Origin of the sequence: Streptomyces sp. NPDC057565 (assembly GCF_042801455.1) — a bacterium.
Classification (GTDB): Bacteria; Actinomycetota; Actinomycetes; order Streptomycetales; family Streptomycetaceae; genus Streptomyces; species Streptomyces yanii.
In genome coordinates this window covers 14639-37734 of sequence record NZ_JBHVFU010000057.1, presented here as the reverse complement: position 1 = coordinate 37734, position 23096 = coordinate 14639, and the positions used below count along the sequence as shown (strand labels likewise).

The following is a 23096-nucleotide window of genomic DNA, read 5'->3' as shown; positions in this document are numbered from 1 at the left end:
GTGCAGGAGATTGCGGGGCCACGGGGGTGGTGCGTCGGCGGCCTCGATACGGAACGCTTACGATCCTCTGCGTGTCCAAACTGACCGACGTGCCCAAACGGATCCTGATCGGCCGGGCGCTGCGCAGCGACAAGCTGGGGGAAACGCTCCTCCCCAAGCGCATCGCCCTCCCCGTCTTCGCATCCGACCCGCTGTCCTCGGTGGCGTACGCACCAGGAGAAGTTCTCCTGGTGCTGTCCATCGCGGGCGTGTCGGCGTACCGCTTCAGCCCGTGGATCGCGGCCGCTGTCGTGGTCCTGATGTTCACGGTCGTCGCCTCGTACCGGCAGAACGTGCACGCCTACCCGAGCGGTGGCGGCGACTACGAGGTGGCCACCACCAACCTCGGCCCCAAGGCAGGTCTGACCGTCGCCAGCGCCCTGCTGGTCGACTACGTCCTGACCGTCGCCGTGTCGATCGCCTCCGGTGTGGAGAACCTCGGCTCCGCGATCCCGTTCGTCGTCGAGCACAAGACGCTCTGCGCGATCGGGGCCATCGTGCTGCTGACGCTGATGAACCTGCGGGGCGTCAAGGAGTCCGGCAAGCTCTTCGCCATTCCCACCTATCTCTTCGTGGCGGGCGTCTTCGTCATGATCGCCTGGGGTGCGTTCCGCGGTCTCGTCCTCGGCGAGACCATGCACGCCCCGACCTCGGACTACGAGATCAGGCCCGAGCATCAGGGTCTGGCCGGCTTCGCCCTCGTCTTCCTGCTGCTGCGGGCGTTCTCCTCCGGCTGTGCGGCGCTGACCGGTGTCGAGGCGATCAGCAACGGCGTCCCCGCCTTCCGCAAGCCGAAGAGCAAGAACGCCGCGACCACCCTCGCGATGATGGGGCTGCTGGCCGTCACCATGTTCTGCGGCATCATCGCCCTGGCCATGGCCACCGATGTGAAGATGGCGGAGAACCCGGCGACGGACCTGATCCACAACGGCGTCGCCGTCGGTTCGAGCTTCGTCCAGGACCCGGTGATCTCCCAGGTGGCGGCCGCCGTCTTCGGCGACGGGTCGTTCCTCTTCATCATCCTCGCCGCGGCCACCGCCCTCGTGCTCTTCCTGGCGGCCAATACCGCGTACAACGGCTTCCCGCTCCTCGGCTCGATCCTCGCCCAGGACCGCTACCTGCCGCGCCAGCTCCACACCCGCGGCGACCGGCTCGCCTTCTCCAACGGCATCGTGCTGCTGGCCGGCGCGGCCATCCTGCTCACCTGGATCTACGGAGCCGACTCGACCCGGCTGATCCAGCTCTACATCGTCGGTGTGTTCGTCTCCTTCACCCTCAGCCAGACCGGCATGGTGCGGCACTGGAACCGCCATCTGAGCACCGAGAAGGACCCGGCCAAGCGCCGCCACATGATCCGCTCCCGGGCGATCAACACCTTCGGCGCGTTCTTCACCGGCCTGGTGCTCGTCGTCGTCCTCGCCACGAAGTTCACCCACGGCGCCTGGGTGGCGCTGCTCGGCATGGTGATCTTCTACGGGACGATGACCGCGATCCGCAGGCACTACGACCGCGTCGCCGAGGAGATCTCCGCCGAGGAGGCCCCGTCCGACGACAGCATGAAGCCCTCCCGGGTCCACTCCATCGTCCTGGTCTCCAAGCTGCACCGGCCCACGCTGCGCGCGCTCGCGTACGCCAAGCTGATCCGCTCCGACCATCTGGAGGCGCTCTCCATCAGCGTCGACCCGGCCGAGACGAAGGCGCTCAAGGAGGACTGGGAGCGGCGCGGCATCAACATTCCGCTGAAGATCCTCGACTCCCCGTACCGCGAGGTGACCCGCCCGGTCATCGACTACGTGAAGAGCCTCCGCCGGGAGAGCCCGCGCGATGTGGTCAGCGTCTACATCCCGGAGTACGTGGTCGGCCACTGGTACGAGCATGTGCTGCACAACCAGAGCGCCCTGCGCCTCAAGGGGCGGCTGCTGTTCACCCCCGGTGTCATGGTGACGTCCGTCCCGTACCAGCTGGAATCCTCCGAGGCCGCGAAGAAGCGCGCCAGGAGGCGCGCGGACTGGAACGCTCCGGGTTCGGTGCGCCGGGGCCCCGTGGAACGAAGGACCAAGGAGCCCAGCAAGAGCTGACTCCCCGTGCCCGCCGTTTGGTAAGCGGCCGGACACCACCCACGTAGACTTGTGGGTTGTTGTCCGGCCGTTTTTCCTTTGATCTCTGGAGCCACCCCCTCATGCAGAACGAAACCACCTCGTCGCCGGCCGAGGACTCGCAGACCGGGGACTCACTGATCGGCACGGAGTACGAGGTCGAGGTGGGCCCCGTCGCCCACGGCGGCCACTGCATCGCCCGTACCTCGGAGGGCCAGGTCCTCTTCGTGCGGCACACCCTCCCCGGCGAGAAGGTCGTCGCACGGGTCACCGACGGCGCGAAGGACTCCCGCTTCCTGCGGGCCGACGCCGTCACGATCATCGAACCGTCCAAGGACCGCGTCGAGGCCCCCTGCCCGTACGCCGGTCCCGGCAAGTGCGGCGGCTGCGACTGGCAGCACGCCAAGCCGGGCGCCCAGCGGCGGCTCAAGGGCGAGGTCATCGCCGAACAGCTCCAGCGCCTCGCCGGCCTCACCCCCGAGGAGGCGGGCTGGGACGGCACCGTCATGCCCGCCGAGGGCGACAAGCTCCCCAAGGGCGAGGTGCCCGCGTGGCGCACCCGCGTCCAGTACGCCATCGACGAGAACGGCCGGGCCGGCCTGCGCAAGCATCGCTCGCACGACGTCGAGCCGATCGAGCACTGCATGATCGCGGCGCCCGGAGTCTCCGAACTCGGCATCGAGAAGCGCGACTGGACCGGCATGGCCTCGGTGGAAGCCATCACCGCCACCGGCTCCAACGACCGCCAGGTCATCCTCACCCCGAAGCCCGGCGCCCGGCTGCCGCTCGTCGAGCTCGACAAGCCGGTCTCGGTCCTGCGCGTCGACGAACGCGACGGCGGCGTCCACCGGGTCCACGGCCGTGGCTTCGTCCGCGAACGCGCCGACGACCGCACGTACCGCGTCGGCTCCGGCGGCTTCTGGCAGGTCCACCCGCAGGCCGCCAACACGCTGGTCCGCGCGGTCATGCAGGGCCTGCTGCCCCGCAAGAACGACACGGCCCTCGACCTCTACTGCGGCGTCGGCCTGTTCGCCGGAGCCCTCGGCCAGCGCATCGGCGAGAAGGGCGCGGTGCTCGGCATCGAGTCCGGCAAGCGCGCCGTCGAGGACGCCCGCCACAACCTCCAGGACCTCGACCGGGTCCGCATCGAGCACGGCAAGGTCGAGCAGGTCCTGCCCCGCACCGGCATCACCGAGTGCGACCTGATCGTCCTCGACCCGCCGCGCGCGGGCGCGGGCAAGCAGACGGTGAAGCACCTGACGGGCCTGGGCGCCCGCCGCATCGCGTACGTCGCCTGCGACCCGGCGGCGTTGGCGCGCGACCTGGCGTACTTCCGGGAGGGCGGCTACAGGGTGCGGACGCTGCGGGCGTTCGATCTATTTCCGATGACCCATCATGTGGAGTGCGTGGCGATTCTTGAGCCTGCTGAAAAGGGCCGCTGACCTGCTGTTTCTCCGAGTGTGCGTTATGGGTGTCACGTGCGCCAGGTGCGATGTCTTGACGCATATTCGACGCACGTGACGCACGTTTGACGCACGAACGGCGCAATTTTTGACGGGTCGTCATGTGTGGTTGGGTGACCGCTGACGGAGCCCTCAGCCGTGTGGCGGTGGGCCCCTCGAAGGGGCGGGGAGGCAGGCTTCCGAGCCGTTGGTTGTCCCCGCCCGTTCGCATCTCGGTGCTGACGTTCCGTGATGATTCGCTGGGGTGTCAGGCGGGTGTCGCGTCATTCGGCGAAGAGGCCGCCCCGCAGTGGTGACCCTGGACCACCCAGGCCGCGTGACGGCCCGGGCCCTGCCCGCCGGGGACACCGACGGTGGCCGGCGCCCCACCGGCCACCGCGAAGGGCTCGTCCGGCCCCGTGCCGAAGACCCGCAACCCTGCCCAAGCCTCCAGGTCGACCAGCGCCTTTTAGGCAGCGCGCCTTGTCAGCCGGCGGCCGCCATCAGGGGCGGGCAGCGCCCGCTGCTGAGCTGTCACGCACCGAGGAGTTCTCCCATCCCCCGACATGCCCGTCCCACCGTCGTCCTGGTCCACGGCGCCTTCGCCGATGGCTCCAGCTATGCCCGCGTCATCCCCGAACTGACCGCCGCCGGCCTGGGCGTGGTGGCCCCGGCGGTGCCCAACCGCAGCCTCGTCGAGGATGCCGCGTACATCGCCTCGGTGATCCGTGCGGTCGAAGGCCCCGTGATCCTGGTGGGGCACTCCTACGGCGGTGCCGTCATCACCCTCGCCGGGACGGAGGACAACGTCCGCGCACTGGTGTACCTCGCGGGATACGCGCTGGAGGAGGGCGAGAGCCTGGGCGAGCTGCAGGGCCGCTTCCCCGACTGCGGTCTCGCCGACGCGCTCGTCTACACCCCGTTCCCGGTGGCCGGCTCCACCGAGACCGGCACCGACGTCTCGGTGGCGGTCGACCGGTTCCCCGCCCTGTTCGCGGCGGACGTCGACCCCGACCTCGCCGCGGTGCTCGCCGTCTCCCAGCGACCCCTGGCCGCGCGGGCCTTCGCGGAGGCGGCGCCGGTCGCGGCGTGGAAGACCAAGCCCTCGTGGGGCCTGGTCGCCTCCTCCGATCGCACGATCAACCCCGATGTGGAGCGCTACGGGTACGAGCGCGCCGGCATGACCACCGTCGAGGTCGACTCCTCCCACCTGGTCATGCTTTCCCAGCCCAAGGCCGTGGCGGAGCTGATCCAGGACGCGATCCGGTCCACCGCCCACTGACCCAATCGTTCAGGATCGAACGATTAGTCGATATTGTTCGAGCGCTGGTAGCTTCTGATCGCCCCCGAGAACCCTTCGGCGGGCGATCGGAGGAGATACACCCATGAGGTTCGGCGCGAGGCTCGCTCTCGCCGTCATCACCCTCGCCGTCACAGCCACCGCCTGCGGCACCCCGCAGGGCAGCGGTTCGCGGTCGCACACCACCGCGGACTGCGGACTGTACGCCCGGTACGGCAAGCACCCCGGCACCAAGGTCACCGTCTACGCGGAGAACCGGGACCGGGAGGCCGACCTGTTCGAAGAGACCTGGGCGGACTTCGCGGACTGCACGGGAATCGACGTCCAGTACGAGGGGGACGGGGAGTTCGAGGCCCAGATCCAGCTCCGGGTCGACGGCGGGAGTGCGCCTGACGTGGCGTTCTTCCCCCAGCCCGGGCTCCTGGAACGCTTCGCGCGGGCAGGGAAGCTCAAGCCCGTGAGCGCCGGGGTCGCGGCCCTCGCGAAGCAGGGCTGGTCGGCGGACTGGAACAGCTACGCGACTGTGAACGGCACCCTCTACGGCACGCCGCTGGTCGCGAACGTGAAGTCGTTCGTCTGGTACTCCCCGAAGTTCTTCCGCGACAGGGGACTGAGCGTTCCCCGCACGTGGTCCGAGCTGATGGCCGTGACGGAGAAGGTCGCGGCGTCGGGCGTCAAGCCGTGGTGCGCGGGCATCGAGTCCGCCGAGGCGACCGGCTGGCCCGTGACGGACTGGATCGAGGACGTCCTGCTGCGCCAGCAGGGCACGGACGTCTACGACCAGTGGGTCGCCCACGAGATCCCGTTCAATGATCCGCGTGTGATCAAGGCCATGGACACCGTGGGGTCCATCCTCAAGAACGACCGGTTCGCCAACGGCGGTTTCGGTCCGGCCCGGTCGATGGCGTCGATCTCCTTCCAGGAGGCCGGCACACCGATTCTCTCCGGCGACTGTGCGATGCACCGTCAGGCCTCGTTCTATGCCGATCTGTGGCCGGAGGGCACCGAGATCGGACCGGACAAGGACGTCTTCGCCTTCCTCCTGCCGGGGGCCGACCCGGCCAGCCGCCCCGTACTGGGCGGTGGGGTGTTCACCGCGGCGTTCGCCGACCGTCCCGAAGTGCGGGCGTTCCAGGAGTATCTGGCCTCCGCGGACTTCGCGAACGCGCGTATGAAGAAGGGCCCGTTCGTCTCGGCGAACAGGGGCGTGGATCCGGCGAACGCCGCGACCCCGGTCGACAGGCTCTCGATCCAGCTGCTCCAGGATCCCAGGACACAGTTCAGGTTCGACGGTTCGGACCTGATGCCGGCGTCGGTCGGCGCAGGGACGTTCTGGAAGGGAGCCGTCGACTGGATCGGCGGCGCGAGCACCCGGCAGGTCGCCGACTCCATCGAACGGTCCTGGCCGAGCCACTGATGTCGTTCGACGTCGTCGCCCAGCAGCCCAAGCTGCTGTACCTGCTCCAGGGCGTCGCCGCCTTCGCGGCGGTGGTCTCCCTGATCCTGCTGGCGCTGCACCGGGGGCCGGTACGGAGGAGGGCCGCGGCCCTGATCCTGCTGGCCCCCGCGCTGCTGCTGCTCACGGTCGGTCTTCTCCTGCCCGGTCTGCGCACCCTGGTGCTGTCGTTCACCGACAGCGGGGGAGACGCGTGGGCCGGCTTCGACAACTACGTGTGGATGGTCACCGACCCCCGGGCGCTGGTGGCGCTGCGCAACACCCTGGCGTGGGTGGTGCTCGTGCCGCTGACGGCCACCGCGGTCGGTCTGCTCTACGCGGCGGCCGTCGTACGGTCGCGGTTCAGAGCGTTCGCGCTGTCCCTCGTCCTGATGCCGATGGCGATCTCCTTCGTCGGCGCGGGTGTCGTCTGGAAGTTCGTCTACGCCTACCGCCCCGAGGCGGCCGGGCAGATCGGGCTGCTGAACCAGCTCGTCGTCGCGTTCGGCGGCGAACCGCGGCAATGGCTCGTGGACTCTCCCTGGAACGTCCTGTTCCTCATCGTGGCCATGGTGTGGACACAGGCGGGCTTCGCGGCCGTCCTGCTGGCCGGCGCGATCAGGGCCGTTCCCGGTGAGCTGACCGAGGCGGCCCGACTCGACGGTGCGTCCCCCCGGCAGATCTTCTGGCGGATCACCATGCCGTCGATCAGACCCACGCTGCTCGTCGTGGTCCTCGCCCAGGCGATCGGCACCTTCAAGGCCTTCGACATCGTCAAGACCATGACCGGCGGACAGTTCGACACGGGCGTCATCGCCCACGAGATGTACGACCAGGCCTTCCGCTACGGCGAGACGGGCCGTGGCGCGGCGCTCGCGGTGCTCCTCTTCGTCCTCGTCACCCCCTTCGTCGCCCACCAGGTCCGGGCGCAAAGGAGGACAGGGTGAACGGCGTCCGGGAGCGTCTGGCCTCCCGCGCCTTCACGTCGATCGCCGTGGTGATCGCGGTCCTCTGGACGACACCGACCCTCGGTCTCCTGCTCTCCTCGTTCCGCCCCGAGGAGGAGATCAAGACGACGGGCTGGTGGACCGTGCTCGGTACGCCGCACCTCACGCTCGACAACTACGGCGAGGTGCTGTCCGGCGGCGGGAACGGGCCGGGGCGGCTCGCGGAGTACTTCGTCAACTCCGTCGTCATCACCCTTCCCTCGGTGCTGTTCCCGCTCGTCCTGGCCTTCTTCGCGGCGTACGCCCTGGCCTGGATCGACTTCAGGGGGCGCGACGCGCTCGTCGTCGGCATCTTCGCGCTCCAGGTCGTGCCGCTCCAGATGGCGCTCGTCCCTCTCCTGAAGCTCTTCTCCCAGGGCTGGCTGTTCCTGCCCGCGTGGCACCTCACCGGTCCCGCGCGGTTCGGCCAGGTCTGGTTCGCCCACACGGTCTTCGCGCTGCCGTTCGCGGTGTTCCTCCTGCACAACTTCCTGGCAGGGCTGCCCCGGGACCTGATCGAGGCCGCCCGCGTCGACGGCGCGTCGCACGGGACGCTGCTGCTCCGGATCGTGCTGCCCCTGGCCCGCCCGGCCCTGGTCACCTTCGCCATCATCCAGTTCATCTGGGTGTGGAACGACCTCCTCGTGGCACTGACACTGTCGGGCGGAACGGCCGAGACCGCGCCGATGACGGTCAGACTGGCGAGCCTGGCCGGGACGTACGGCAACGAGTGGCAGCGGCTCACCGCAGGAGCCTTCGTGGTGGCGTTCGTCCCGCTGCTCGTCTTCTTCTCCCTCCGGCGGCACTTCGCACGGGGACTGCTCGCCGGATCGGTCAAGGGATGAGCCCCGACCGGACTGAGGGAGAAGTTGTGGCGGCGCCCGGGAGCGCGGGGCTGAGCCGGCCCGGGCTGCGGGGCCGCGAAGCCGAGCTGGAGCGGCTGCGCGCCCTGGTCGAGGCGGTGCGCGACGGTGAGGGAGGAGCGATCGCGCTGCTCCTGGGCGAGCCCGGGATCGGGAAGACCGTACTGCTGCAGGAGACCGTCTCGATCGCACGGGCCCACGGATTCGTCGTCAGCCATGGACGCGCCGAGGAACTGCACGAGCTGGCACCGCTCGCCTCACTGGCCTCGGGCCTCCTGCACGGTGACCCGCCGCTGCTGTCCAGCACGGACTTCGCAGACCTCGCGGGCCACCACGCCCAGCGCATCTGGCTCGTCGAACGGCTGGCCCAGCTGATCGAGGAACGCTCGGCGGGCACGCCCGTACTGATCGCGGTCGACGACGTCCAATGGGCCGACCCGCTGAGCCGGTTCGCTCTGAGCGTCATGCCGGCACGGCTGCTCAGCTCCCCGGTCCTCTGGCTGCTCACGGGCAGGGACGACCCGGAACTGTACGGGCAGGGGCCGCGGACGACGACCCTCCCTCTGCGGCCGCTGTCCGAGACGGCCCTGGCCGAGCTGGCACGCGACGTCCTCGGCGGGGACGTGCCGGCGCAGGTCGAGGAGCTCCTCGACGGGGCGGGCGGCAACCCCCTCCTCGCGGCCGAGATGCTCTCGGGCATCGTGGCGTCGGGCGCGGACGGGCCGGAACCGCCCGAGCGGCTGGTCCTCGGCGTACGCGGCCGACTGGCCGACCTCCGGCCGGACACCCTGCACTTCCTGCGGATCGGCTCGGTCCTCGGCCGCGCGTTCTCGCTCGCCGACGCCGCCGCCCTGTCCGGCCGGCCCGCCTCCGGACTCAGCACCGAAGTGGACGAGGCGATCGCCGCCGCCCTCCTCCACGACGACGGCGAACGCCTCCTGTTCCGCCACGACCTGCTCCGCCAGGCGGTGTACGCCGACCTCGCCCCCTCCGTACGCCGGGCGCTGCACCGGGAGGCCGCGAGCCGGCTCGTCGCGGCGGGCCGGAGCTCCGTCGACGCGGTCCCGCACCTGCTGAAGAGCGCCGAACCCGGCGACCAGGAGGCGATCGGACTGCTCGGCACGGCCTCCGCGGATGTGCTCGCCGTGATGCCCGACCTCGCCGCCGACCTGGCTGTGCGCGCCCTGGAACTCGTACCGCCCCGTGCGCCCCTGGCGTACGACGTGGGAGAACGGGCCATCGTCGCGCTGACCCGTGCGGGCCGGTACACCCAGGCACGGGACACCGGCGACGCACTGCTCGCCCGGCAGCCGCCCCTCGACGTCTTCGCCCGTCTGCAGTCCGTACTCGGCGACACGCTGTGGCACCTCGACGACGTCCACGAGCTGACCCGCCGCTCGACGGCGGCGCTGGCGGCCGTCACCGATCCGGTGATCCGCGCCCGCCTGACCGCCCGGCAGGCCCTGGCCCGGTCCCGCGGCCGCGACCTCGCGGCCGCGCGCGAGACCGGCGAACGGGCGCTCGCCGAGGCGGAGCGGGCCGGTGACCGGGAGGCCCGCGTCCTCGCGCTGTGGGGTCTCGGCGAGATCGCCCTCAACGTGGGCGACTGCGCCGCCGCCGTCGAACACCACACGGCGCTGAGCGTGTTCGACACGGCCTTCCTTGTCGAGGAGGCCGTCGCCCTGATCCACATGGACGACTTCGACACCGTACGGCGACTGCTCAGGACCGCGGGCGACGCCCCCCTGCGCCCCGCGATGCTGATCTGGACCCAGGGAACCCTGAACATGGGGCTCGGCCGGCTCGACGACGCGGACGCCGACTTCGTCACCACCGAGCGTCTCGAAGCGGACCTCCACGTGCCCGGCAACCTGGTCAACATCCGCGTCAACCGCGGCCTCCTCGCGATGTTGCGCGGCGACCGCGAGGCCGCGCGGGAACACCTTGACATCGTGCGGGCGACCGTGGCCGACCGGCCGAACACGGGCAACCGCGCCACGCACCGGTTCTTCGAGGCCGTCGTCGCCGATGCCGACGGCGACCACACGGCAGCGGCCGAACTCGTCCGGTCCGTGCAGCGCGACCACCCCTTCCTCCGGTGGCGGCTCCTGCGCCCGCATGTCGTCCAGGCCGTACAGATCGCCCTGCGCGGCGGGGACCGGAACCTGGCCGAGGACCTCGCGGCCCAGGCCGCCGAACACGCCACCCGCAACCCCACCGTGCCGACCGCCCAGGGGACGGCCGCCCACGCGTCCGCCCTGGTGAACGGCGACCACGGACTCCTGGAGCGCGCGGTCCGCATCCTCCTCACCGGCCCCCGGCCGCTGCCCCTCGCCGCCGCGTCCGCCGACCTCGGGCGCGCGCTGCTGACCTCGGGCGACGCCGCCGCGGCACCCGCCCTGACCAGGGCGCACGACATCTACGCCCAGGCCGGGGCCGACGCGGAGGCCGACCGGGTCCGGGCCGATCTGGAACGGGCCACAAGCCGCCCCCGCCGGCGCGCCGGACGCCTCCGGCCACGCGCCGACCAGGGCTGGGACGCGCTCACGGCCTCGGAACGCAAGGTGGCCCGGCTGATTGCCGCGGGTCACACCAACCGGTCGGCCGCGGAGGCCCTCGTCGTCTCCCCGCACACGGTCAACACCCATCTGGCGTCGATCTTCCGCAAGCTCGCGGTGCGCTCGCGGGTCCACCTGGCCCGGATCGTCCTCGCGGAGGACGACGCCGGAACGGCCACCGGCGACTGAGCGACCTCTGCGCCCCCGGGCAAGGTGTGGTGCGCGGTACGACAACAGGAGGTGCAGGACCGGTTCTAGCGTGACGGGCATACCGCGCCGCTTCGACGCGCGGACCAGTCGACCCGAATCGAGGAAGCATCCCCATGCCGTACATCACCGTGGGCCAGGAGAACACCACCTCCATCGACCTGTACTACGAGGACCACGGCACGGGGCAGCCGGTCGTCCTGATCCATGGCTTCCCGCTCGACGGCCACTCCTGGGAGCGCCAGAGCGCCGCGCTGCTCGACGCCGGCCACCGCGTGATCACCTACGACCGACGCGGCTTCGGGCGGTCGTCCCAGCCGACGACCGGCTACGACTACGACACCTTCGCGGCCGACCTGAACACCGTGATGGAGACCCTCGACCTGAACGACGCCGTTCTGGTCGGCTTCTCCATGGGCACCGGTGAGGTCGCCCGCTACGTCGCCACGTACGGCTCCGCCCGCGTCGCCAAGGTCGCCTTCCTCGCCTCGCTGGAGCCCTGCCTGCTCAAGAGCGACGACAACCCGGACGGCGTTGCCCCGAAGGAGTTCTTCGACGGCGTGGTCGCCGCCGTGAAGGCCGACCGGTACGCCTACTACACGGCCTTCTTCAACGACTTCTACAACCTCGACGAGAACCTGGGCACCCGCATCAGCGAGGAGGCGGTCCGCAACAGCTGGAACACCGCGGCCCGCGGCGGCTCCTTCGCCGCGTCCGCCGCGCCGTCGACCTGGTACACCGACTTCCGCGCCGACATCCCCGCCGTCGACGTGCCGGCCCTGATCCTGCACGGCACTGCCGACCGCATCCTCCCGGCCGAGGGCACCGCGCGCCCCTTCCACAAGGCGCTTCCGTCCGCGGACTACGTCGAGATCGAGGGCGCCCCGCACGGTCTGCTGTGGACCCACGCCGAGGAGGTCAACACCGCCCTCCTCGCCTTCCTGGCGAAGTGACGCCCCACCGTTGACCCGCCGGGTGACGCCGGAGCTCCCGGCGTCACCCGGCCCCCGGTTCCCCGGCGCGGGATCCGGACGAGCTCAGGAGAGCAGAGACCCCATGCAGTTCGGCATCTTCACCGTCGGGGACGTGACCCCCGACCCCACCACCGGCCGCACGCCGTCGGAGCACGAGCGCATCAAGGCGATGGTCGCCATCGCGCTCAAGGCCGAGGAGGTCGGCCTGGACGTCTTCGCGACCGGCGAGCACCACAACCCGCCGTTCGTCCCGTCGTCGCCGACCACCATGCTCGGCTACATCGCCGCCCGCACCGAGAACCTGATCCTGTCCACGTCCACGACGCTGATCACCACCAACGACCCGGTGAAGATCGCCGAGGACTACGCGATGCTCCAGCACCTGGCCGACGGCCGGGTCGACCTCATGATGGGCCGCGGCAACACCGGCCCGGTCTACCCGTGGTTCGGACAGGACATCCGCCAGGGCATCAACCTCGCCAAGGAGAACTACGCCCTGCTGCGCCGGCTGTGGCGCGAGGACGTCGTGGACTGGGAGGGCACGTTCCGTACGCCGCTCCAGGCCTTCACCTCGACACCGCGGCCGCTGGACGGCGTCCCGCCCTTCGTCTGGCACGGATCCATCAGGTCCCCGGAGATCGCGGAGCAGGCCGCCTTCTACGGCGACGGCTTCTTCCACAACAACATCTTCTGGCCGGCCGACCACACCAGGCGCATGGTGCAGCTCTACCGGCGACGGTTCGCGCACCACGGCCACGGCCGGCCGGAGGACGCCATCGTCGGCCTGGGCGGACAGGTCTTCATGCGCAAGAACTCCCAGGACGCCGTACGGGAGTTCCGTCCCTACTTCGACAACGCGCCGGTGTACGGCCACGGCCCGTCGCTCGAGGACTTCACCGAGCAGACCCCGCTGACGGTGGGCTCGCCCCAGCAGGTCATCGAGCGGACCCTGTCGTTCCGGGAGACCGTCGGCGACTACCAGCGCCAGCTGTTCCTGATGGACCACGCGGGCCTGCCCCTGAAGACCGTCCTGGAACAGCTCGACATCCTCGGCGAAGAGGTCGTGCCCGTACTGCGGAGGGAATTCGCGAAGGGACGTCCGGCCGACGTGCCGGAGGCCCCCACGCACGCGTCGCTCCGCGCCGTCCGGGAGGTGTCCGCCGCATGAAGCTGACCGTCGTCTCCGCGGGGCTGAGCACCCCCTCCTCCACCCGCCTGCTCGCGGACCGGCTGGCCGAGTCCGCCCGCGACGAACTCACCGCCCGGGGCCACGAGGCTTCCACCGAGGTCGTGGAGCTGCGCGAACTGGCCGGCGACATCGCCAACCACCTCGTGACCGGATTTCCCCCGCCGCGACTGAGCGCCGCGATCGACGCGGTGACGGAGGCCGACGGCCTGATCGTCGTGACTCCCGTGTTCACGGCTTCCTACAGCGGGCTGTTCAAGTCCTTCTTCGACCTGATCGACCCGGACGCCCTCACCGGGAAACCGGTCCTGACCGCGGCGACGGGCGGCACCGCCCGCCACTCCCTGGTCCTGGAGCACGCCCTGCGCCCGCTCTTCGCCTATCTGCGCGCCGCCGTCGTCCCCACGGCGGTGTACGCGGCCTCCGAGGACTGGGGATCAGGGGGAGACGAGTACACCGACGGCCTGCCCGGCCGCATCCGCCGGGCGGGCACCGAACTCGCCACGCTCATGGCCGCCCGCCCGGCCCGCGCCGAGCCCGAGGACGACGTCACCGCGCTCGAACGGCAACTCGCCGACCTGCGCTTCGACTGAGACGGGCCCGTGGGCCGGGCGACGGTGGGGCGGTTCACATGGTTCATACTGTTCCGCCGTATGAGCGTGAACCGAGTGACGACAAGGACCGTGCCCGAGGAGCTCGACGGCGTACGGACACCCCTTCGCGGCAGGGACGCAGAACTGGCGTTCATCGAGGCGCGGCTCGACGCGCTCGACCAGGGCGAAGGCGGGATCGTCCGCGTCGAGGGCCCCGCCGGCATCGGCAGGACCAGGATCCTCGCGGAGGCCGCGGCAGCCGCGCGGCGGCGCGGGACGAGGGTCTTCCAGGGGGCGGCGGACCCCGACGAGCAGTTCGTGCCGCTCGGCCCGTTCCTCGACGGCGTGCTCGCCGGCAAGGGGCCGCTGTCGGACGTCGTCCGTGTCCGGGACCTCGTCACGACACCCGGCCAGCGGTTCTGGCTGCTCCAGGAGCTGGGGGACCGCCTGCGGGAGACGGTTCGAAGGGGCCCCATGCTCGTCGTCCTCGACGACCTCCAGTGGTGCGACGACCTGACCCTCCTCACCTTCCACACCCTCGCGGCCGGACTCTCGTCGCACGCCATCCTGTGGCTGGTCGCCGTGCGCGGCGGCAGCGTGCCGTCGGGAGTGCGCACCACCCTGGACAGAATCCGGCAGGCAGGCACACATGAGCTGGCCCTTGGCGCGCTGGGGGACCGGGCAACCGCGCAGATCACCGAGGACGTCCTGGGCGCCCCTCCCGACCCGGACGTCCTCCGCGTCGCCCGCCGCGCCGAGGGGGTGCCGCAGCTGCTGGTCGAGCTGATCGGCTCGCTGCGGGAGGACGCGGCGGTGACGATCGCGAACGGCATGGCCAGGCTGTCCGGCGGGCCCCCGGCCCCACGGGTGCTGCCCTCCGTCGTGCGCCGCCTCGACCAGCTGTCGGACGAGGCCCGGGAGTTGGTGCGGACGGCGGCTGCCACGGGCGGCCCGGTCACCGTCGGACAGCTCGCCGAACTGCTTGGCAGGTCCTCCGCGGCGCTCATCACGGCGGTGCAGGAATCCCTCGACGCCGATCTGCTCGCCGAGAGCGGTGATCGCCTCGCCTTCCGTCAGGACCTGATCCGCGAGGCGGTCGAAGCCGGCCTCCCTCTGTCCCTGCGCCAGGCCCTTCGCCGGCAGACCGGCGGACTGCCGCCGGGGAGCGCACCGGCTGATGCGGCGCAGGTCGACAGGACGGTGCCGGGAGACGCCGCGGAGGCCGACCGGCTGCGCACCGAAGCGGCGGAACTCGCGGCCACCGCTCCCGGACCCGCCGCGGAGCGCAGCCTCAAGGCCCTGGAGCTCACCGCGGCGGACGCTCCGGAGCGGCCGCGGATCATCGCCGAGGCGATCCCGCTGCTCTGGCAGACGGGCCGGGCCGCCCAGGCGCGTGAGCTGGGGGCCTCTGCCCTGGCGGCCGGCGGTCTCGGACCCGAGGACGAGGCGCTCATGCGCCTCGCCCTGGCACGCCTCGCCGTACAGTTCGACTTCTCCGAGGCCGTCCGGCAGGCCCGCGCCGGGGCGGAACTGCCCGGGATCTCCGTGACCGTGAGGGGGCGGCTGCTCGCCATGCTCGCCGTCGGCCTGTCGATGTCGGGCGAGCACGCGGCGGCCGAGCAGGTCGCCGCGGAGGCGTGGGAGACCGCGGCGGCGGCGGGGGACCGCACCGCCGAGGCCACGCTGACGACGGTCCGCTCGGCGGTCAGTTTCCACCGCATGGACCTGACCGAGGCGTTCCGGCAGGCCGAGCGGTCTGCCGCGCTGGCCGACGCACTGGGCGTCAGCACCTCGCTGTGGGTGCCGGAGGCCTTGTGGCACGCTCTCCTGTCGAACACCACCGGACGCACCGCGGAGGCGCTCGCCGTCGCGGAGGAGGGCATCCGTATCACCAGGGAGCAGGGCCGGACGGCCGCCACCCGCATATGGCTCATGACCCGCACCCGCATCCTTCTGGAAACCGGACGGCTGTCGGACGCCCGCGCCGACGCCGAAGCCGCGTCCCCGGCGGCCGACGATCCCGGCCCGGGCAACCTCGCCGACGTCACGCTCCGGTACGTGATGCTGCGCGTCGCCCTCCACACCGACGACCGGCAGACCGCAGAAGCGTACGCGGCGGAGGCGAGGCGCATGCGGAGCGACGGTGCACCCGTCGTCCGGCACTTCGGCACCTGGATGCTGGCGCTGATGGCCGACTTCGAAGGCCGGCCCGACCGTGCCATGGCCGAACTCGACGAGGTGATGACGTCGCCCGCCGCAGACCGGCCCGCCTACGCCGGCCTGATCGACCCCGCCGACGCCCCGGTGCTCGTCCGTATGGCGCTGCGCGCAGGCAGGCACGAACGGGCCGCGCAGGCGGTCGCCCTGGCCGAGAAGCGAGCCGCGCTCAACCCCGAGCTCACGTTCCTCGCCGCCACCGCCGCGCACGCCCGGGGGCTCCTCGACAACGACCTCGCCTCCCTCGTGCGCGCCGTCCGGCTGTACGAGGACTGCCCTCGGGTGCTGGCCCGGGCGTCGGCGCTGGAGGACGCCGGACGCAAGCTCGCGGCCACCCGTAAGTCCGAGGCGGTGCCGTTCTTCGAGACGGCCCTCGCGCTCTACGCGCGAGCGGGCGCCGAACGGGACGTCGCACGCGTCCGTCGGCGCCTGCGGGCCGCCGGCGTCCGCCGCCGGCCCTCGACGTCCGGACTCTCCGATGCATGGCCCGAGCTGACGGCCGCGGAGCTACGGGCGGTACGGCTCGTGGCCCGAGGGCTGACCAACCAGCAGGTGGCCGAGCACCTCTCCCTCTCACCGCACACGGTGAGCTCGCACCTGCGCCGGGCCTTCACCAAGCTGGATGTCACCTCGCGCGCCGAGCTGACCCGGCTGGTCAAGTATCGAGACAGCGGAGAGTAGTCGCTTCGTATCCCGCGCGGGCGTCGTGGCAATGGACGATTCATGCGATGTGCGGGCGTCGTCGTTCCCTCAGACTGATCAAGAACCGCGGAATGCAGAAGTCCGCGGGGAACTGTTGGTCGAGAGATGAACAGCGCATGACCGTAAGGCTCTGGCGAGCCCGCCCCGGCAGCCCCGAGCTCCAGGCACTCGTCGACGAGCTCGCGGAGCGGCTCGGCGGGGCGTGAATCCGCCCTCCGTCCTCACGAACCCACGGCTAGGAATCACCATGACCCTCCCACTGATGTCCCGTGCGCCCGAACGGGTGCCCCGGCAGGCATCCGATCCGACCGCGCCCTCCTCCCGCTCGGGGTGGCTGGTCCAGATGCTCTCCGAGATGCCGGAGACGAACGACCGGAACCACGTCTACCTCGGCGTCCATGTCCGTGGGCCCGTCACCGTCGTCCACGAGCGTGCCAGGACCCTGTTGGAGCCGAACGACCTGGTCTTCTGTGACCCGGCCCGACGGCACCTGCTGCAGTTCGGCGAAGACTGCCAGATGATCTTCTTCCGGGTGCCCCGCTGCTATCTGGGCGTCACGGAGTCGGAACTGAACCAGGTGCTTGGCGTACCCGTACGCGGCGGGGAGGGGATCGGGGCGCTGGCGTCCGACTTCCTGACCGCGCTCGCCGCCAAGGCGGAGTTCCGCCGGTCCACGATCGGGGACCGGCGTGCCCGGACGGCCGTACATCTTCTCTCCGTCCTGGTCATGGAGCTCCTCGAAGCGGACACGACGGACGAGGCCGACGACGCGTCCGGGGCCGTCAACGAGATGCTGTCCCGTATCCACGCCCACATCGAAGAACATCTGATGGACCCGGACCTCTCACCGGAGTCGATCGCACGCGCCCACCACATCTCCGTCCGGTACCTGCAGAAGCTCTTCCAGAACGACGGCAGCACGGTGAGCCAATGGGTGCGGCAGCGCAGGCTCGAGTTCTGCCGGCTCGAGCTGGGCCGCTCCAACCGGAGAATCACCATGGCCGCGGTGGCACACCGCTGGGGCTTCAGCAGCCCCTCGCACTTCAGCCGCACGTTCCGCGGGGCCTACGGCATGAGCCCCAGCGAATGGCAGGCGCTGGCGACCTCGGCCTTCGCGACGACGACTGCCGGCACGCAGGACGAGCGAAGGCGCTGAGACGCGTGTGCGCTGTCATGACAGCGCGGATGCGCGCATGTACAAGAGGTGCCACTTCCACGGCTCTGCCGTGAGTAACAGTTGCACGGACCTCTTGCCGAATTCCGGGCCGCGTCCTGACCGCCGTGACGACGCCCCACACGTGGCCCGACACCGAGAAGAGAACTCGCAGGACCAACCCCACCGTCGTCCTCGTGCACGGTGCTGGCAGTACCTGGATCTGGGCCCGGCCGTGACGGACGTAGCCGATGCCGCCCGGCAGATCCGTCTCGTCTGCGACACCTACGGCCGGTTCGACCCCGGCACAGTCGTGGACACCGTCGTGTGGTGGCAGGATCGATGCCGGCGAGGGATCGAGGCGGGGGCCGAGCGCGGGGAGCCGGCGATGATGCGTCTGAGACAGCAAGGCGTGCCCGACGCCATCCGTGCCGCCCGTGACTGGGTGGCGAACCGCCGTCTGGAACTGGCCGGCTGCACCTCCTGATCATTCAGCCTCGATCCACCGCGTGAATGGTGGCCCGGTGCGTGTCTCGCGGAGCGTCTGGGAGAGGGCGGATGCTGAGGAGGGTTTCGGTGTGGTGCTTTCGTCGAGGGTCGTGTCGATCGCCTCGGCGAGCCGTCGGGGTAGTGACGGCAGTCGGTCCCGCACCGGTACGGGTGGCTCGCGCAGCACCACGGCGACCGGGTCCGCGCCGGGCGGGAAGTTGCGTGGTGTGCTGCCCGTCAGCATCCAGTACAGACAGGCCGTGACGGCCCACAGGTCGACGTCCGGCCGCGCGTACTTGTAGTCGATGAGCTGGCGCCGCGGCATGAAGGCGACGCTGCCGCCGACTGCGCCGGTGTGGGTACGCCCGGACAGGCCCGCCAGGTCGAAGGCCTTGGCGAGCCCGAAGTCGCCGACCTTCAGCACCCGCCGCCGGGCGGGCCCGGTGAGCAGCAGGTTCTGTGGCTTGATGTCACGGTGCACCAGCCCGCGCCCGATCGCCGTCGCCCCGTCGGCGAGCCGCACCGGGATCGGCGCCTGGTGGGCGTGGGCGAGCCCGTCGAGGGCCTGGAGCACCAGCGGCACGGCCTCGTCGACGGGGAGCCGTCCGCCGCGCCGCACCACCAGGTCGGCGACGCTGCCTCCCGCGCAGTACTCGCAGACCAGGCATAGGGCGCCGTCCGGAGCGGCGCTGCTGTGGAAGCGGACGATGTGCGGGTGCCGTAGCGCCTTGACGCAGTCCATCTCGCGCCGGAAGGCGTCGCGGGCGGCGGGGTCGACGCGGCACTGCGGGATCAGCGTCTTCACGGCGACGAGCCTGCCCGACTCCGTGTGCCGGGCCAGCCGCACCACGCCCTGCCCGCCGCTGCCCAGCTCGCGCACGGTCCGCAGACCGGGGACGGGTTCGGGGCGGGGTCCGGCGCCGAGGACGACGCGCACCGTCACGCCGCCGAGGCGCAGTTCGTCGCCGTCTGCCAACCGGCGCTCGCCGCCCAGCCGTTCGCCGTTGACACGGGTGCCGTTGTGGCTGCCCAGGTCGCGGACATACGCGTCCGGCGGCCGGACCTCCACCCGGCAGTGCCGACGGGAGACCTTGCGCTGCTCGGCCGCGACGCGGATCCGGCACTCCCGGCCACGCCCGAGCAGGAACGTGTCAGGGCCCTCGAAGACGTACTCCTCGGTGATCTCCGCGCCATCGTCCGCGCGGCCGGTGGTGACCAGCATCGCCAGGGACCACGGCACCGTCAGTCACCCGCCCCGGGCCGGACATCGTAGTCCCAGGCCAGTTCCCACACCCACACCGCCGAACCCTGGTCGGCTGTGGCGAGCAGGCTGCCGTCCTCGCTCAGTGCCACGTGGTCGACCGTGGCGCGATGGCCCTCCAGGGTGCGCAGGCGGCGGCCGGAGCGTACGTCCCACAGGTGGACGAGGCGGTCGTGGCCGCTGGTGACGGCGAACGCGCCGTCGGCGCTGAGCGTGAAGGCCCACGGTTTGTCGGGCAGCGACAGGGAGTGCAGCACCCGGCCGGTGCCGGTGTCCCAGATCCGCAGGGTTCGGCCGTCCGGTGTGGCGCCCAGACGGCCGTCGGCGGTGAAGGCCACCACGCTCTGTCCGCTGCCGTACACTCCGCTGTCCTTGAACGAATGGAGCAGCTCGCCGGTGGCGACGTCCCAGGCGGTCGCGTACAGGCCGCCGGAGACGAACAGGATGCGGCCGTCCGGGCTGAAGTCCAGGCGTTCGTCGCGCATGCGGCCCTCCAGCGTCCAGGCGGGGCGGTCCGCGTCGAGCGGCCAGAGGTGGATCTCGTTCTCGTTCGACGGGCCGCCGAAGAGGTTCGCCCGCGGATGGGTGCCCGCGTGGGATGCGGCGTACTGGGCGTCGCGGCTGAGGGCCACGGTGTGGACCTTGCCACCGTGCGCGTGCAGTTCGCGCAGGATCTCGCCCTGGGGGAGGTTCCGCAGCTTCAGGGTGCCGTGCTCGTCGCCGATCAGGATGCGGTCGCCCGTCTCGTTGAGGGCGTGGGCGGTGAGGGCTCCGTCGTCGTCGGTGAAGATCCGCTTGACGCCGGTCTCCAGGCTCAGCTGACGGATCGTGCCCTTGCCGGTCAGGACGGTCAGCAGCCGTCCGCCGACGGCGAACCGGATGTCCCTGGCGCTGCCGCCCTCACCGCGGTCGAAGGTGTGCAGCCGCTCTCCGGCGGCGAAGTCCCAGACGTCCACCTCGCCGGTCCACCGGCCGGTCACCATGTAGGCGCCGTCCCGGCTGACGGCGAGGCTCACCGGCTGGGTCAGCTCCCCGTGCCCGTCGAACTCGTACAGGCCCCAGGCGCCGAGCAGGGTGGAGCGGCGGCCGTGGGGGGCCACCCGCACCCAGGCCTGGCGCAGTTCCGGGTGGCGGGCGAAACCGGGCACCCGCTGGGCGGCGCGCAGTGCCTCGGCCGCCGCCGCGAGGTCGCCGTGCTCGGTGTGGGCGCGGGCGCGGTCCATCAGCTGCCCGAACTCCTCCTCCGTACGCGTGAGTTCGTCGGCGGGCCGGGGTCGCGCATAGCACCAGGGGGCGACGAAGTCCGCGGTGGGCAGCGACCGCACCACGAGTGCGCCGTGGCCCCCGCCGAGCACGGCGACCCGGCCGTCCGCGCTGATCGCGGCGGAGTGCACCCAGAGGGCGTCGGCGGGCAGGTCGCCGTCGAGCGTGCGCAGACAGCGGCCGGTCGGCACATGCCACACCTGCGTCGGTTCACCGTGGCCCCCGGTCAGCAGGGTGGGGCCGGCCGTGGCGACCGCCAGGGTCGTCACATGCAGCAGCCGGTGCGGCACCTCGCTGACGACCGTGCTCCGCCGTGCGTCCCACAAGGTGAGCGGGCCGTTCGACCAGAGGGCCGCCGCGCAGCGGGCATCCGGGGAGAGAGCCACGCTGTCACCGAGCCAGGTGCGCACCTCCCGGCCGTGCAGCGTGCCCCTGACCGGCCCGACGAGCGTGCCGAGGCCACGGGTGCCGGGCACGTCCCAGGAGCGGACGGTGCCGTCGTTGCCGTGCTGGTCGAAGGAGGCGGACAGCGCCCTGCGGCCGTCGCGACTCAGCGCCAGGGCGGTGACCGGCCCCGCGTGGCCGCGGAATACGGCCGTCAGGCCCCGTTCCTCCGGTTCCCAGACCTGGATCACGCCGTCGTCCTGGCCGGTCGCCACGTACCGGCCGTCCCCGCTGACCGCCACGGCGCCCACGGCCGGGGAACCCGGTGCGAACGGCAGGGCGCGTCTGCGGCGGCGGCCCCGGGGCAGGTCCCACACCTCCGGGACGCCGTCGCCGCGGAGGGCTACGCCGAGCGTGCCGCCCGCGTCCATGGCGAGGGCGGTGACCGGTTCCCCGCGTCGGGTCAGGGTGCGCTTGGCCCAGCGGTCGCCGGCCTCCCGTCGCGTCCACTGCAGCAGCCTGCCCGCTCGGTCGCCGGACACGATCGCGCCGCCGTCCGCGGCGATCGCGACCGCGTCGACGTTCTCGGAGTGCCCTTCGAGGTCAGTGCGGATCCGCGGCGGGCGCCGCTCGCACTCGGCGAGGGCCGCGGCGGCGTCCGGCGAGTCGGGGTCGGCCGTGGCCGCCTCCCGCAACAAGGCACCGGCGCGGGCGTTCTCGTGCCGCTCCAGCTCCACGGAGCCCAGGAGCAGGGCGCCGAGGCCGGGCGGGGCGCCGGTGTCGGCGGCGCGGGCCGCCTCCAGGTCGGTGACGACCTCCTCGCTGGTGCGCCGTCCCGAACGCCATGAGTGCAGGCCGAAGTTGTAGACCGAGGGCAGGTGGTGGGGGTCGGCCTGGATCGCCGCCAGCCACAGTTTCTCGGCGTCCTCGGCGCGGCCGAGGTCGAGGAGGGAGAGAGCCTGGTTGGACAGGCCGTCCGACAGCAGGTGTACGGCCTTCGGGGCGGGGCGCGGATGGGGGGTGCCGAGCCGTTCGCGGTGCAGGTCGCGCAGGGCCGCCGCGACCTCCGCGAGCCCGGCCGGGCGGTCCGCCGGGTCCTCGGCGAAGCAGCGCCGCAACAGCTGGGCCACCTGCGGCGGCATGGGCGGCACGCGCGCGTCGTCGGGGCCGCCGTCGCGCAGGAACGTCTCCAGCGCCGCGCCGGCCACCTGGCCGTAGGGGGTGGGCCGACGACCGGCGAACATCTCCAGCACGCTCACCGCCCAGGACCACACGTCCGTCGCGGTGGTCAGCCGTATGCCCCGGTGTCCCGCGGCGGCGGCCGCCTGCTCCGGGGAGCAGTAGGCGCGGGTCATGCCGCCGAAGGTGACGGTCAGCGGCTCGTCCGCGGGACTCTCGGTGTCCTCCCGGGCGTCGTTGTTCCCCCGTGCCCCGGCCAGGCCGAAGTCGGTGACCTTGGCGGTGCCGTCCGGTTCGAGCATCACGTTCGCCGGTTTGACGTCCTGGTGGACGAGCCCGCTGTGGTGCGCGTGCGCCAGGCCCCACGCCATCTGCACGGCGATGTCGAGAACGCGGCCCAGCGCGGTGTCGGGGCCGCCCGCGTAAAGGCCGCCGCCACGCACGGCGTCGGACAGGCTGCCGCCGTCGACCCACTCGGCGAACACCCGGGGCAGACCGTCGACGGTGCGTACGTACACGCAGTTGACGGTGTGCGGATGGAGCCCGAGCCCCACCCAGGTACCGGCCTCGGTCTCGAAGCGGCGGCGACCCTCGGCGGTGCGCACCTGTTCGGGGCGGGGTGTCTTCACCGCCAGGTCCACCTGCCAGTCGCGGTGCCGGACCCGGTGCACCAGGCCCATGCCACCGCTGTGCACCACGTCGAGCACCTCGTACAGACCGAGGACCACCTCACCCGGCTGCCAGGTCCGGGCCCGCTCGGCGGCCACGG

The 23096-nt window shown here is 71.7% G+C and carries 15 protein-coding genes; 13 read left to right on the top strand and 2 right to left on the bottom strand.

Translation table 11 applies throughout. The features are described from left to right. The first annotated feature begins 71 nt into the window (after positions 1–71). The 13 genes from ACFU8W_RS42850 to ACFU8W_RS42790 all read left to right on the top strand — a co-directional run bounded on the left by ACFU8W_RS42850 (position 72) and on the right by ACFU8W_RS42790 (position 18238). Positions 72–2117 carry an APC family permease gene (locus ACFU8W_RS42850; protein WP_345514288.1) on the top strand — a complete coding sequence of 682 codons (2046 nt, stop codon included), beginning with the start codon at positions 72–74 and terminating at the stop codon, positions 2115–2117. Between the two features lie 101 nt (positions 2118–2218). Further along, positions 2219–3577, top strand: a complete 1359-nt coding sequence (locus ACFU8W_RS42845; RefSeq protein WP_384049935.1) for a class I SAM-dependent RNA methyltransferase — start codon at positions 2219–2221, stop codon at positions 3575–3577. A gap of 556 nt (positions 3578–4133) precedes the next feature. Then, complete coding sequence (locus ACFU8W_RS42840; protein WP_384049944.1) at positions 4134–4859, top strand: alpha/beta fold hydrolase; 726 nt, start codon at positions 4134–4136, stop codon at positions 4857–4859. A gap of 103 nt (positions 4860–4962) precedes the next feature. Further along, positions 4963–6294: an extracellular solute-binding protein gene (locus ACFU8W_RS42835; RefSeq protein ID WP_358860358.1), complete on the top strand. Its 1332-nt coding sequence runs from the start codon at positions 4963–4965 to the stop codon at positions 6292–6294. After that, a complete protein-coding gene (locus tag ACFU8W_RS42830) occupies positions 6294–7259 on the top strand; it encodes a carbohydrate ABC transporter permease (protein ID WP_384049932.1) in 966 nt (321 codons plus the stop codon). The genes ACFU8W_RS42835 and ACFU8W_RS42830 overlap by 1 nt, the downstream gene beginning before the upstream one ends. Then, positions 7256–8143 (top strand): carbohydrate ABC transporter permease, encoded by an 888-nt coding sequence (locus ACFU8W_RS42825; RefSeq protein WP_384049929.1) that lies wholly within the window; start codon positions 7256–7258, stop codon positions 8141–8143. Before ACFU8W_RS42830 ends, ACFU8W_RS42825 begins: the two co-directional genes overlap by 4 nt. Beyond that, positions 8140–10908 carry an ATP-binding protein gene (locus tag ACFU8W_RS42820; protein WP_384049927.1) on the top strand — a complete coding sequence of 923 codons (2769 nt, stop codon included), beginning with the start codon at positions 8140–8142 and terminating at the stop codon, positions 10906–10908. The genes ACFU8W_RS42825 and ACFU8W_RS42820 overlap by 4 nt, the downstream gene beginning before the upstream one ends. A 134-nt stretch (positions 10909–11042) precedes the next feature. Continuing rightward, positions 11043–11879, top strand: coding sequence for an alpha/beta fold hydrolase (locus ACFU8W_RS42815; protein ID WP_384049924.1), 837 nt, complete (start codon positions 11043–11045; stop codon positions 11877–11879). A 103-nt stretch (positions 11880–11982) separates the two neighbouring features. Beyond that, positions 11983–13068: an LLM class flavin-dependent oxidoreductase gene (locus tag ACFU8W_RS42810; RefSeq protein ID WP_384049921.1), complete on the top strand. Its 1086-nt coding sequence runs from the start codon at positions 11983–11985 to the stop codon at positions 13066–13068. Next, the gene (locus ACFU8W_RS42805) at positions 13065–13679 is read left to right on the top strand and encodes an FMN reductase (protein ID WP_384049918.1); all 615 of its coding nucleotides are present in this window, start codon (positions 13065–13067) and stop codon (positions 13677–13679) included. Before ACFU8W_RS42810 ends, ACFU8W_RS42805 begins: the two co-directional genes overlap by 4 nt. Before the next feature lie 60 nt (positions 13680–13739). Next, complete coding sequence (locus tag ACFU8W_RS42800) at positions 13740–16577, top strand: AAA family ATPase (protein WP_384049915.1); 2838 nt, start codon at positions 13740–13742, stop codon at positions 16575–16577. Between the two features lie 268 nt (positions 16578–16845). Continuing rightward, on the top strand, positions 16846–17754 hold the full coding sequence (locus ACFU8W_RS42795; RefSeq protein ID WP_384049912.1) for a helix-turn-helix domain-containing protein: 909 nt from the start codon (positions 16846–16848) through the stop codon (positions 17752–17754). Positions 17755–17986: 232 nt separating this feature from the next. After that, complete coding sequence (locus ACFU8W_RS42790; RefSeq protein WP_384049909.1) at positions 17987–18238, top strand: hypothetical protein; 252 nt, start codon at positions 17987–17989, stop codon at positions 18236–18238. On the opposite strand, the gene ACFU8W_RS42785 is transcribed toward ACFU8W_RS42790, so the two are convergent. Further along, entirely contained in the window at positions 18239–19480 is a 1242-nt protein-coding gene (locus tag ACFU8W_RS42785; RefSeq protein ID WP_384049906.1) for a protein kinase, read from the bottom strand. 2 nt (positions 19481–19482) lie between these two features. Beyond that, entirely contained in the window at positions 19483–23094 is a 3612-nt protein-coding gene (locus ACFU8W_RS42780) for a WD40 repeat domain-containing serine/threonine protein kinase (RefSeq protein ID WP_384049904.1), read from the bottom strand. Between the last annotated feature and the right edge of the window lie 2 nt (positions 23095–23096).

What these genes read in the sequence shown, in the direction of transcription:
- ACFU8W_RS42845 (WP_384049935.1), top strand. Translation starts at nt 2,219, where the DNA reads ATGCAGAACGAAACCACCTCGTCGCCGGCCGAGGACTCGCAGACCGGG.
- ACFU8W_RS42835 (WP_358860358.1), top strand. Translation starts at nt 4,963, where the DNA reads ATGAGGTTCGGCGCGAGGCTCGCTCTCGCCGTCATCACCCTCGCCGTC.
- ACFU8W_RS42830 (WP_384049932.1), top strand. Translation starts at nt 6,294, where the DNA reads ATGTCGTTCGACGTCGTCGCCCAGCAGCCCAAGCTGCTGTACCTGCTC.
- ACFU8W_RS42820 (WP_384049927.1), top strand. Translation starts at nt 8,140, where the DNA reads ATGAGCCCCGACCGGACTGAGGGAGAAGTTGTGGCGGCGCCCGGGAGC.
- ACFU8W_RS42815 (WP_384049924.1), top strand. Translation starts at nt 11,043, where the DNA reads ATGCCGTACATCACCGTGGGCCAGGAGAACACCACCTCCATCGACCTG.
- ACFU8W_RS42810 (WP_384049921.1), top strand. Translation starts at nt 11,983, where the DNA reads ATGCAGTTCGGCATCTTCACCGTCGGGGACGTGACCCCCGACCCCACC.
- ACFU8W_RS42805 (WP_384049918.1), top strand. Translation starts at nt 13,065, where the DNA reads ATGAAGCTGACCGTCGTCTCCGCGGGGCTGAGCACCCCCTCCTCCACC.
- ACFU8W_RS42800 (WP_384049915.1), top strand. Translation starts at nt 13,740, where the DNA reads ATGAGCGTGAACCGAGTGACGACAAGGACCGTGCCCGAGGAGCTCGAC.
- ACFU8W_RS42795 (WP_384049912.1), top strand. Translation starts at nt 16,846, where the DNA reads ATGACCCTCCCACTGATGTCCCGTGCGCCCGAACGGGTGCCCCGGCAG.